The sequence below is a fragment of the Hoyosella altamirensis genome (assembly GCF_014191505.1).
GTDB classification, from domain to species: Bacteria; Actinomycetota; Actinomycetes; order Mycobacteriales; family Mycobacteriaceae; genus Hoyosella; species Hoyosella altamirensis.
In genome coordinates this window covers 212568-224555 of record NZ_JACHWS010000004.1, presented here as the reverse complement: position 1 = coordinate 224555, position 11988 = coordinate 212568, and the positions used below count along the sequence as shown (strand labels likewise).

The following is an 11988-nucleotide window of genomic DNA, read 5'->3' as shown; positions in this document are numbered from 1 at the left end:
TAGCTGCAGCTGAGAGCGCCGCTATGGTTTCTCCTCAGCAAATACTCAGGGTGAAATGCTTTCGCTGCGGTTTCGAGACTTTCGATGGCACTCGCTAGCCAAGAACCAGGCTTTCCCCGTCGACGGAAACATTCACCGGCACGGTGTCGCCGTCGTGGACTACCCCTGACAAGATCAGCTTCGCGAGCTGGTCCCCAATGGATTGCTGGATCAGCCGCCGCAACGGCCGTGCACCGTATACCGGGTCATACCCGCGGCGTGCCAGCCATTCACGTGCGCGTTCGGATACGGCAAGGTCGAGGCGGCGCGCGGCTAGCCGTTGACGCAGCAGCCTCAGCTGAATCTCGACGATGGCTTCCAGCTGATCCTGCGCAAGCGACTTGAAGACGACAATGTCGTCGAGACGATTGACGAATTCCGGTTTAAACGCGCTCCGAACCGCAGCCATAACCATCTCGTCGCTGCCGCCGGAACCCAGGTTCGACGTGAGGATGAGAATCGCGTTCCGGAAATCCACTGTGCGTCCCTGACCATCAGTGAGCCGTCCGTCATCGAGGACCTGGAGCAGGATATCGAAGACGTCGGGATGCGCTTTCTCGATCTCATCGAAAAGCACCACCGTATAAGGACGGCGACGCACCGCTTCGGTCAGCTGACCACCCGCTTCATAACCTACGTATCCGGGTGGCGCCCCCACGAGCCGGGCCACCGCGTGCTTCTCGCTGTACTCGCTCATGTCAATGCGAACCATTGCGCGCTCGTCATCAAATAGGAAGCCGGCGAGGGCTTTGGCCAATTCTGTTTTGCCTACACCGGTTGGCCCAAGGAACATGAACGATCCAGTCGGACGGTCTGGGTCCGCGACACCTGCGCGGGCGCGACGAACCGCGTCAGAAACCGCCTGGACTGCACTATCTTGACCGACGACGCGGTGGCGTAGCTCGTCCTCCATGCGGAGAAGCTTTGCGGTTTCCCCTTCCATCAGACGGCCCGCTGGGATGCCAGTCCAGGACGACACGACGTCCGCTACATCGTCAGGCCCGACCTCTTCTTTCAGCATGACCTCGCCGGAATCTCCGCCATGCGACGCGGACTCAGCAGCCTCGAGTTGCTTCTCGAGCTCCGGGATGCGACCGTAGCGCAGCTCAGCGGCCTTGCCGAGATCGCCATCGCGTTCTGCCCGCTCGGACTCGCCGCGCAGATTCTCGAGCTGTTCCTTGATTTCGCGGACAGATTCGATCGACTTCTTCTCGTTCTGCCACCTCGCGGTGAGTTCAGAAAGCCGTTCGCGCGCGTCAGCGAGTTCCTTGCGCAGCTTTTCGAGGCGGTCTTTGGACCCCTCGTCCGTCTCTTTGGTCAGGGCCATTTCTTCGATTTCGAGCCTCCGGACGGAGCGTTCAATCTCGTCCACCTCGACCGGGCGCGAATCGATTTCCATCCGCAGCCGCGATGCTGCCTCGTCCACGAGATCAATCGCTTTGTCGGGCAAGAAACGTGACGTGATGTACCGGTCAGAGAGAGTTGCCGCCGCGACGAGCGACGAATCCGTGATCCGGACACCGTGGTGAACCTCGTAACGCTCTTTTAGGCCGCGGAGGATCCCCACGGTGTCTTCCACCGAGGGTTCACCGACGAGGACCTGCTGGAATCGGCGCTCTAGTGCCGCGTCCTTTTCGATGTACTTCCGATACTCGTCGAGAGTTGTCGCGCCGACCATGCGCAGCTCACCCCGGGCAAGCATGGGCTTGATCATGTTTCCTGCGTCCATCGCCGATTCACCCGTGGCGCCAGCGCCGACGATTGTGTGCAGCTCGTCAATGAACGTAATGATCTGACCTGCTGACTTCTTAATCTCATCAAGAACAGCCTTAAGCCGTTCCTCGAACTCACCCCGATACTTAGCGCCCGCCACCATCGAACCCAGGTCCAGCACGATCACTGTCTTGCCGCGCAGACTTTCTGGCACATCGCCTGCGACAACACGCTGGGCGAGCCCTTCCACGATCGCGGTCTTACCGACGCCGGGCTCACCGATGAGTACCGGGTTGTTCTTGGTCCGGCGGGAAAGAACCTGAATTACGCGGCGGATTTCGGTGTCGCGTCCGATTACTGGGTCGAGCTTGCCCTCGCGAGCCTGTTTCGTGAGGTCGGTGCTGTACTTTTCCAGCGCTTGGTAGGTCCCCTCCGGGTCCGGACTCGTCACTCGAGAATTTCCGCGAACCGCAGTGAATGCGTCACGCAGCGCCTGCGGCGTCGCCCCGTGGCGCTGCAGAAGCCGCGCGACGTCGCCGTCGCCTTCAGCCAGCCCGACGAGGACGTGCTCCGCGGAGACATACTCGTCATCGAGCTCGGTAGCTAGCTTCTGTGCAGCGGTGATCGCGCTGAGCGCCTCCCTATTGAGCTGCGGAGTTGCCACCGACGAGCCAGTTACCACGGGCAAGCGATCGGTGAGGGCTGCAGTTTCCGCCCGCACGCTGCCTGGGTCGGCATTCACCGCTTTGAGCAAGGGCGCCGCCACACCATCGGCCTGGTCTAAAAGCGCCGCAAGAATATGTACTGGCCTGATGTCAGGGTTACCTGCCGCCGATGCCGCCTGCATCGCGGTCGACAACGCTGCTTGTACTTTTGTAGTGGGCGAGAAGGACTCCATGCGATGACACCCCTTGTGACCTTGAAGCTACACAGAAGACGATCGGCGCGACGCGTCCGATCCTAATAACTCCAACGCACAAAGGGTTGAGTCTGTTCCACTCAACTCTGGGAAAGTTCTGAGCGGGGCTCTAACCAGTCGTAGCGGCGACTGGCGCCCTCGCCTCGCTAACCAGAGCCGCAAGCATCGGTGCGAGCCCGCCACGCAGATCATGAGCATCTGCCAGCCCTGGCCAGTCACTGATCACCGTCTGGCATCGGGGCAGATTCGCCGCATCGTTTATGTCAAACGTTGCAGGCAACTCGTCCTCACTGGACGTTCGCGCAGCTTCCCTGTTCTTCCGCATAACCGCATTGCCAATAATCAGGTTCCAGGTCGTCAGATAGATCGACACGGCTTGTTTCTCGGTACACCCTGCTTCGCACGCCGCACTGAGAAACTCTTCGACGTACCAAAGCGTCTCGCGACACAGCGCCAAATCTGTGCTGAGGATCTCAAGTGTCCAAGGGTGGTCTTGCAGCAGACGCTGAGCGAGAACGGTCAGCTTGACCATCTTTTCAATCGGGTCGTCCGGCAACTCTGGGCGCGGCGCTTCATCGCAGATCTGCGCGAAGATCGCGGCCAACAGGTCCGCTCGACCGTCGACGTGATGATAGAGCGCCATCGGTGAACTGTTGACGACTCCAGCGAGGCGGCGCATAGAAAGCGCGTCAGGCCCTTCGTCGTCGATCAAAGTGCGCGCTACCGAGACAATCGCCTCGCGCGTCAGCTTTCCGCCTGGGCCTCGTCGCCCCGGTTTGCCATTCGCCCGACTGTTCATCACGTCGGTATTTTGCACGACACACCTCCTGCTTGCCCCTAATCTTAGGGGCAAGCAGGAGGGATTGAGTTGAATATCACATTAAACAGCTGTAGTTCATTTAACTGACAGTCACCGACGGCTTGCGTGACGACGAGCCGCTTATTGATGACGTCGTTTCCAGACAACCAGCGCTTGACTGCGCGGCAACGGAACCAGTTCGCCTCTGCGCTGACGCAGGCGCGCAACCTCATCCATCAGTTCGGTCAGTCGCGACTGTAGGGCCTCGACCTGGTTCGTAAGCTCGATGATCCGCTTAATTCCCGCAAGATTGACACCCTCCTCCTGAGACAACCGCTGCACCTCGCGCAGTAGCTCGACATCGCGCTGGGAGTACCGCCTCCCACCGCCAGTAGTTCGGTGTGGTGTCACCAGACCTAGACGGTCATAGGTACGCAACGTCTGAGCGTGCATTCCCGCGAGCTCAGCTGCCACCGAGATCGCGAAAAGGGCAGCGTTTGACTCCGCGGAGCCTCGCGAATCACCGCGAGGCTGACCGCCAGCATGAGGGTCTAACCGTTCGTTCATTGCGCACCTGCCCAACCCGCGCGAGGGTCAAACCCGCTCGCCCGTTCTGCGGCTGCGTATTTCTCCAGCACCTCAACCGCGTCGGCACCAAGCTCCGGAGGTACGGCCACCTTCACAGTCACGAGGAGGTCGCCCACCGTGCCATCTTTGCGGTGCACACCCTTGCCCCGAACACGGAAGGTCCGGCCGTCCGCGGTGCCAGCGGGGACCTTCACCCGCACACGGCCCTCCAGCGTCGGCACCGAAACCGTTGTTCCGAGCGCAAGTTCAGCAAATGCAACAGGGACCGTCAACGTGATGTCGTTACCCGAGCGCGAAAAGACGTGATGGGGATCGACATGCACGGTGACGTACAGGTCACCCGCTGGAGCACCTCGCATGCCAGCTTCGCCCTGCCCGGCAAGCCGTATCCTTTGCCCCTCTTCAACACCGCCGGGTATGCGGACGGTAATGGTTCGGGTGCGAGTGGACACCCCAGACCCTCGGCAGTCCACACACGGAGTGTCGATAATCGAACCCGTACCGCGGCAATCGAGACACGGTTCACTAAATCCGAATGCCCCCTGATTGGAGCTGACAATTCCGCTGCCGTTGCAGTTCGGGCACACACGCGGACTCGTACCCGGTTTCGCGCCGCTGCCGTGGCAGGTCGTGCAGGACGAGGGACTCGTCAACTTCAGTGGGACGACCGCACCGAGCACGGAGTCGCGGAACGTCAGCCGCGTCTCGAGTTCAAGATCGTTGCCGCGCCGCGGGCGGCTCGTCGCAGCGGACCGTCCCGCGCCGCGATTGAAAAGTCCGTCGAAGATATCCCCCAGACCCCCGGACCCACCTCCGAAGATATCTCCTACGTTGAAATCACCACTGACCCCAGTGTCACCTGGTTCGAATCCGCCGTACCCGCTGCGGCCACTCGAACCACCGCGGCGGCGGAACCCACCCGAAGCGAAGAGTCGACGCGCTTCGTCGTACTCTTTCCGTTTGGCTGGGTCCGCCAGCACACTGTAGGCCTCGGAAACCGCTTTGAATCGTTCCTCGGTCTGTTTGTCGCCGGGGTTGGCATCAGGATGAAGGCCGCGGGCCAGCTTGCGGTACGCCTTCTTGATCTCGTCCTGGGAAGCGTCTGAGGAGACACCCAGATCCTTGTAGAAATCCTTCTCCAGCCATTCACGCTGTGTCACTGGGCGTCCCTCCCTCCTCCGTAATGCCGCCCATCTTTGTGCGGTTCAGTCTTCCTCTGCCGAGCTGACACTCACGTCAGCGTCAGCCTTGTCCTGCGACGAAGGGCGATCCACGACCGACACCATCGCGTGCCGCAGCACACGGTCACCAAGTGAATACCCCTGTCGCAAGACCATGCCAATTACCGGATCTGCGCCATCCCCCTCGTGCTGAACCGCCTCATGCAATTCGGGATCGAAGTCTTCGCCCTCAGCGCCGAACGGTACGAGGCCCTGACCGACGAGCACCGTCTGCAATTTGTCAGCAACGGACTTGAGCGGGCCCGAGTCGAGATCTCCGTGGGCGCGAGCCCGCTCGAGATCATCGAGCACGGTTAGTAGCTCGGTCAGCACCTTCGCCCGTGCCGCCTCGGCCGCGAGTTGCTCGTCCCGCGCGACACGGCGCTTGTAGTTCGCAAACTGCGCCTGCAAACGCTGCAGGTCTGTCGTCCGCTCCTCCAGCTGAGCTGCAACGCGGGCGAGTTCCTCGAACGGAGCCTCCCCCACGTCGACACCCGCGCTGGTGTCTTCGTCGGCCACCTGGGCGGGGGCGTCCCCCTCAGCGGTCCCAGTTGGGACCGCTGAGGAGTCGGCCGGATCAACCACTTCCTGCTCAGCGTCAGATGATCGGACCGTGCCAGTTTGTGGGTCGATCTTCCGCTTGTCGGTGATCGTTACCGGTTCCTGATCACGTGCCTCTCGTTCTGTCACTTGTTGTCCTTATCCGTTGGCTCGTCGACAACCTCGGCATCCACAACATCGTCCTGACCCGGCTGGCCCTGGTCAGCACCCGCTGCACCACCGGCAGCTGAATCCTGAGCAGCTGACTCGTACAACGCCTGGCCAAGTGCCTGAGACTCGGTGCCCAGTTTCTCGACAGCCGACTTCACCGCTTCGGTGTCGGTGCCAGCAAGAGCGTCCTTGACTCCCTTGATTGCATCCTCAACCTTCGTCTTGACGTCGCCAGCGACCTTTTCCTCGTTTTCTTTGAGGAACTTCTCAGTCTGGTAGACGAGTGACTCAGCCTGGTTCCGGACCTCGGCATCTTCGCGGCGGTTCTTGTCCTCTTCCGCGTGCGCCTCAGCGTCCTTGATCATCTGGTCGATCTCTTCCTGGGACAAGCCTGAGCCGCCCTGGATCTGGATCTTGTTCTCCTTGCCCGTGCCCTTGTCTTTAGCGGTCACGTGCACGATGCCGTTGGCGTCGATGTCGAAGGTCACCTCGATCTGCGGCACACCACGCGGCGCGGGCGGAATACCCGTCAGCTCGAACGAACCGAGCAGCTTGTTGTGCGACGCGATTTCACGCTCGCCCTGGTAAACCTGGATCTGTACAGAGGGCTGATTGTCCTCAGCGGTGGTGAACACTTCTGACTTTTTCGTCGGAATGGTTGTGTTCCGCTCAATGAGCTTGGTCATCACACCGCCCTTGGTCTCAATACCGAGGGAAAGCGGTGTCACGTCCAGGAGGAGAACGTCCTTGACCTCGCCACGCAGCACACCAGCCTGCAAAGCAGCACCGACCGCTACCACTTCGTCGGGGTTGACGCCCTTGTTGGCGTCCTTGCCGCTCAGCTCGCGAACCAAGTCCGCCACCGCCGGCATCCGAGTTGAACCGCCGACGAGAACGACGTGATCAATGTTCTGAACGGACATACCAGCATCCTTGATCACCTGCTGGAACGGCGCACGAGTGCGATCAAGCAGATCTGAGGTGATCTTCTGGAACTCCGCGCGCGTCAGCTGCTCATCCAGGAAGAGCGGGTTCTTTTCCGCATCGACCGTGATGTACGGGAGATTGATGGTCGTGCTCTGGCCCGAGGACAGCTCGATCTTGGCTTTTTCAGCAGCCTCACGGAGCCGCTGCATCGCCATCTTGTCCTTGGTGAGATCGATGCCGTTCTGCATCTTGAACTTGTTGACAAGCCAATCGACGACACGCTGATCCCAGTCGTCACCACCAAGGTGGTTGTCACCAGCAGTCGCGAGCACCTCGACGACACCGTCGCCCATCTCGAGCAGCGAAACGTCGAACGTACCGCCACCGAGGTCGAAGACGAGGATGGTCTGTTCCTTGCCCGCCTTATCGAGGCCGTACGCTAGCGCGGCCGCCGTGGGCTCATTGACAATCCGAAGAACGTTAAGGCCCGCGATCTGCCCGGCTTCCTTGGTCGCTTGACGCTGCGAGTCCTCGAAGTACGCGGGCACGGTGATCACTGCGTCAGTGATGTCCTCACCCAGATACGCTTCCGCGTCGCGCTTCAATTTCATGAGCACACGGGCGCTGATCTCCTGCGGAGTGTAGAACTTGCCGTCGATCTCCTGCTTCCAGTCAGTGCCCATATGACGCTTGACGGAGCGGATCGTGCGATCAACGTTCGTGACTGCCTGGTTCTTCGCGGGCTGACCCGTGAGAACTTCGCCATTACGGGCGAACGCAACCACCGATGGGGTCGTGCGAGAGCCCTCCGAGTTCGCGATGACGACCGGGTCACCACCCTCAAGTACCGACACAACCGAGTTCGTGGTGCCGAGGTCGATTCCGACCGCACGCGCCATAGTTTCCTCCTCTAGTTAGGCTGTCAACAGCTCTAAGGTGAGCGTACACGACTCAACTCGACGTATCCAGGTGGCTTTCACCACCATAGTTGAGTCATTGCCACTCAATGTTCATCTGGCTTAACGCGCGAGACTAGAAAATTGTTCCCGACGCAAAGCGTCGACTGCCATGATGGTCGAGTGCCTGAGAATCGGTCCGCGCCCCCTCGCCCCTCACTCGACGTAGCGCCACCGCCCATCAGCGAAAAACCAACGGCACCAGCCCGCCTCACCGCCATACTCACGCTCTGGTTCCTCGCCTTCGCTGGATTTCTCACCGCTTGCCTCCTGATCACGCTCCGCCTTGACGATGTCCTCGCGATTGCCGCGAGCTCTGAACGGGAACGCACCGCGCAACTCATCGACAGTGCAGGACCTACAGATGTCGCCCGCGCTGTCGAAATCGCTGTGCTGAGCATCGGGGGCGCTGGTATCGCGATAGTCCTGATCCAGCTGCTGGCCCTGCGCAGCCTTCTCATGGGCAGAGCACGCGCCCGGGCCATTCTCGCGATACTGGCGGCTGCCGGGATCATCGCGGATTACCTCGCGTATGACATTCTCAGCGCAGCCCTCACCGGTGAGCTCGGCACAGGCGTCGATGCGGCAAAATACGCACTCGCAGCACACGTGGCTTTCACCGCAGCAGCCGTGCTGCTGATGTTCACCAAACCCGTCACAGCATGGCTGGTGGTCAGCGAAGCTGGCCTCAGGCCCCGGTCCTAACCGCGCTGAGTCCGTTCGAGGATCCCTTCAGCACTCCGTGCCGCGGATCGGTACGCCGCCGCCGCAAAGGGATCATTCATCGGATGCTGGGCGAGGCCGCGCCATCGCTGCACCGAATCGAGCGCCAGCTTCCGAATCGCTTCGCGTGAGGACCCTGCGGGCGCCCCGAGGCGCACCTCCGATGCTGTGCCAGTGCCACCGAGGATCCGCTGCAGCTCGCGCGCGTTTGCGGCAAGCGACCCAGAATTGACCCCGCGTAAGCGCGCCAGGACACGGAGTTCCTCGAAGTCATGGTCGTTGGCTAACCAGCGTTGCACCTCACTGAGAAGCTCGGCAGACCCCTGCATCGGGGCGCGCGCCAGGATGTCCTGCACCGAAACAAGCGCGGCGTGCGCCTTTAGCTGCTCCGCACGCTGGCGTATGTGCACATCGATGGCCTCAGTGAGCTCGGAAACACCACTCTCAGTGAGCAGAGCGGCCGCGAGTTCCGTCGCAGTGTCCACTCCTTCCCGTAACAGTCCGATCGCCACCCGGATGCCGAAAACACCGAAGCGATGCGCAAGCGCGGAACGGGTTTCGCTGCTCACCGACAGCTCCGGCGAGCGGACAAAGCGGTCGGCAGATAGAAGCGCCAGGTCAAGGTCTGCAGGATTCTCTCGACTGAGCTGGCTCAGCGCAGCGAACTCCGATTCGCGCAGCGTGCGGGCAGCCAGCGCGACGAGGCCCGAAACTGGGACCACCGCCTGACACAAACCGGTGGATTCCAGCTCGCGCGCGAATCTGTCCGCGATCGTGCGCGCAGAAGCAAGCGCATCGGTCCGCCCGGCGCCCACCTCATCCGCGCGCGCGAGCACACCGATAATTCCCAGCGGTCCCGCGTTGCCACCGAGCCGGTCGCCGATCTCACGCAGAAAGCGCAGATCAGCGTCGTTGAGAGTGCGTAGAAGATAGATAACCGCGTCTGCCTCAGACGGCCCTTGCTCGGGCGTCAGCAGCCGAAGGGTTCGCTCTGATACATCCCGAGACAACGAGGACGTGCCCGGTGTGTCGATCAGCATCGTCGTTTCGAGACTTTCGGACGGCCAGCCGACTTCGATGCAGTCGATCTCCGAGGCACTGAGCGAACCTAGACCGAATGTCAGGTCGCCACCGCTGCGGTCCAGGACGACCGGTGACGAGCGGTGTGTTCCGTCGGCATAGTGCCACGCGGTGGCGCCAGGGACGCGGGAGTGCCGGTACCACGTCACGACTTTCGTGCACTCCGTTGCGTCAGCCGGAGCGATCTCCTCACCGACCAGAGCGTTCAAAAGGGTGGACTTGCCCGCTTTCAGGGAACCTGAGAAAGCGATACGGAGCGGTTGCCTGGTCCGTTCCTCACACTCGCCTAGCATGTCCCTCAGGGAGGGACTGCCTCGGTAAATGTGCAGTGCTCGCGATATGAGCTCGCGGACATCGGAAAGCTGACATCCTGCCATTTTGTCCCTACTTTGCCACGAGTCTCTGCGCCGATTCTTTTCGCTGACACAAATCATTCAGTGCGCGTTCGAGTTCCGCGATGCGCGACTCTCGTTCACGCTTTGACAGATTGATAGCATCCTGAGCTGTCCGCACTGATTCGTTCAGTGAGCGAAGCGTCTGCCCCGCGATCGCCGTGAAATGATCACGCAACTGGCGCTGAACATGCCGCAGCCTGTCACGCGATTCCTTGCCCGTTTGGAATGCGACATCATCGGCGTACTGACGGATCGCCATCTTTGCGTCCGCCCGGCGCTTCTGCAGACGATTTTCCATGTCTTCCCGGTAGGCCCGTCGACCGAAGATCACTCCGGCACCCAGCGACAACGGGTTAATCAGCGCCATCCCGACCAGAGTTGTCGCGAGTCCCACCATCAAGATGCCGCCGTACGAGCCGCGCATCCCCACCATCACCTTGTCGGTGATTCCGAGCTTGCCTGACTCGATCACCGCGAGGTCCGCGACCGGCTCGAGCAGCCCTTCGACATCATTGACTTCGAGGTCGGGTAGGTCCACCGCGTGATCGAGCGCGAAGTGTTCTCCCACCTGCTCAGCTAGCCAGAGCGACCGCTCGTGTGCCCAGACGAAGTTGTCACCGACCGCCTTAGCCGCCTGGTCCTGGAGCCACTCGCCCAGTTCCTCCCACGCCGGACCAGGATCGGTCGAATCCACTGTCTCCTCTGCGGCCCGCTGAACGTGGCGCAGCCTATCGCGCAGGTCGTGTTCGATGTCCGCCACGAGGTCCCCCACCCCGTCGTTCAGCGTCTGCTGCCACAACGCGGAACGTTTATGGAGTTCTTCAACCCTGCTGCGCGCTGTTTCGAGTTCCGCGAGCCGCTCCGCGTGACGGGCCGGATCCCGCAGTGTCGCGAGCTCCGATCGCGCGCCCATGATCAAGTGCTCCATCGCGGCGCTCACTTCATACCCCGCTAGGCGACGCAACGTCGCTGAAACCGTCTGTGCAACGTCATCACGCAGGAACCTGAACAGCTCGAGGAAGCCGGACTCCAGGTTCAATGCCTCATCCCGCCGCTCGAGCGCGTGACCACGGAGCAGAGCAGAAACGGGAAGCACCGGTAGGTCTATTTCTGCTTTTGCCAGGTGCGCACGATCTGCGCTGACAACTTCGCGCCAGTGCGGGTACAGGTCGGTTTTAGTGACGATGCACGCCGCCGCGGGACACACTCCAGCAGCCTGCCGCAGGAAATCAGCCTCCGGCTCGGTGAGTTCGCGGCTCGCATCCGTCACGAAGAAGACAGCGTCGGACGTCTGCAGCAGACCTAGTGTGCTCGCGAGATGCGGATTTCCATGCCCGCCGACACCCGGTGTGTCGATCAGCATCAAGCCCTCCCGCAAGACTCCCGATGGCACCCCGATCTCGAGGCGCAACACCGGCTGCCCCTTCGCCAGCGGGGTTGTCGGCGTGATGCGATGTATGTCGGCCAGATCGACAGCAACGCGTGAGACCGAACCTCCACCACTCCCCAGAACGAGCGCAGCAGACGCTGTTTCCGCAAAGTGCACTTGCGTAGGCACAGCCGTGGCCTCGTCGTCTCCCACCGTGCAGGCCCCGGCATTGATCAGAGAGTTGACGAGCTGGCTCTTCCCCTGTTTGAGTTCGCCGACAACAGCTACGCGCAGCCTCGAGTCGCTCACTCGCTCCCGGATGCTGGATAACCTGAGCGCCAGGTCGTCCCGGCTGGACCTCGTCACAGCCTTCGCAGCAGCATCGATGAGATCGAGTAAGTGGGCCTGATCCGCTACTTTCGGCCTGGCCTGCTGCACGGTAGCCGTCATTCAGGACGTCCTTCCGGGACATTGGGGCAAACGCTGGAGTGGCGTGCCCCCGGAGGTTAGCAATACAGCTCCAGGGGCACGCCGGCTTCGGTTCACTCC

General features: G+C 61.5%; 9 protein-coding genes. 1 reads left to right on the top strand and 8 read right to left on the bottom strand.

The genetic code is table 11. The annotated features are described in order from the left end of the window. Nucleotides 1–94: 94 nt before the first annotated feature. The 6 genes from clpB to dnaK form a co-directional block, all read right to left on the bottom strand. A complete protein-coding gene (gene clpB, locus FHU29_RS20090; protein WP_064438364.1) occupies nucleotides 95–2650 on the bottom strand; it encodes an ATP-dependent chaperone ClpB in 2556 nt (851 codons plus the stop codon). A 130-nt stretch (nucleotides 2651–2780) separates the two neighbouring features. After that, nucleotides 2781–3488: a TetR/AcrR family transcriptional regulator gene (locus FHU29_RS20085; protein WP_064438365.1), complete on the bottom strand. Its 708-nt coding sequence runs from the start codon at nucleotides 3486–3488 to the stop codon at nucleotides 2781–2783. Nucleotides 3489–3611: 123 nt separating this feature from the next. Next, complete coding sequence (locus FHU29_RS20080; RefSeq protein ID WP_064438366.1) at nucleotides 3612–4037, bottom strand: heat shock protein transcriptional repressor HspR; 426 nt, start codon at nucleotides 4035–4037, stop codon at nucleotides 3612–3614. Beyond that, a complete protein-coding gene (gene dnaJ, locus FHU29_RS20075) occupies nucleotides 4034–5218 on the bottom strand; it encodes a molecular chaperone DnaJ (RefSeq protein ID WP_064438367.1) in 1185 nt (394 codons plus the stop codon). Before dnaJ ends, FHU29_RS20080 begins: the two co-directional genes overlap by 4 nt. 45 nt (nucleotides 5219–5263) lie before the next feature. After that, on the bottom strand, nucleotides 5264–5968 hold the full coding sequence (gene grpE / locus FHU29_RS20070; protein WP_064438368.1) for a nucleotide exchange factor GrpE: 705 nt from the start codon (nucleotides 5966–5968) through the stop codon (nucleotides 5264–5266). Then, the gene (gene dnaK, locus FHU29_RS20065) at nucleotides 5965–7815 is read right to left on the bottom strand and encodes a molecular chaperone DnaK (RefSeq protein WP_064438369.1); all 1851 of its coding nucleotides are present in this window, start codon (nucleotides 7813–7815) and stop codon (nucleotides 5965–5967) included. Before dnaK ends, grpE begins: the two co-directional genes overlap by 4 nt. A gap of 180 nt (nucleotides 7816–7995) precedes the next feature. Here dnaK and FHU29_RS20060 point away from each other — a divergent pair, with 180 nt between their 5' ends. After that, nucleotides 7996–8577: a hypothetical protein gene (locus FHU29_RS20060; RefSeq protein ID WP_064438370.1), complete on the top strand. Its 582-nt coding sequence runs from the start codon at nucleotides 7996–7998 to the stop codon at nucleotides 8575–8577. Here the strand turns inward: FHU29_RS20060 and FHU29_RS20055 are convergent. Further along, nucleotides 8574–10052 (bottom strand): dynamin family protein, encoded by a 1479-nt coding sequence (locus FHU29_RS20055; RefSeq protein WP_064438371.1) that lies wholly within the window; start codon nucleotides 10050–10052, stop codon nucleotides 8574–8576. The two genes, FHU29_RS20060 and FHU29_RS20055, sit on opposite strands and share 4 nt — an antisense overlap. A 7-nt stretch (nucleotides 10053–10059) precedes the next feature. Next, entirely contained in the window at nucleotides 10060–11889 is a 1830-nt protein-coding gene (locus tag FHU29_RS20050; RefSeq protein WP_064438372.1) for a dynamin family protein, read from the bottom strand. Between the last annotated feature and the right edge of the window lie 99 nt (nucleotides 11890–11988).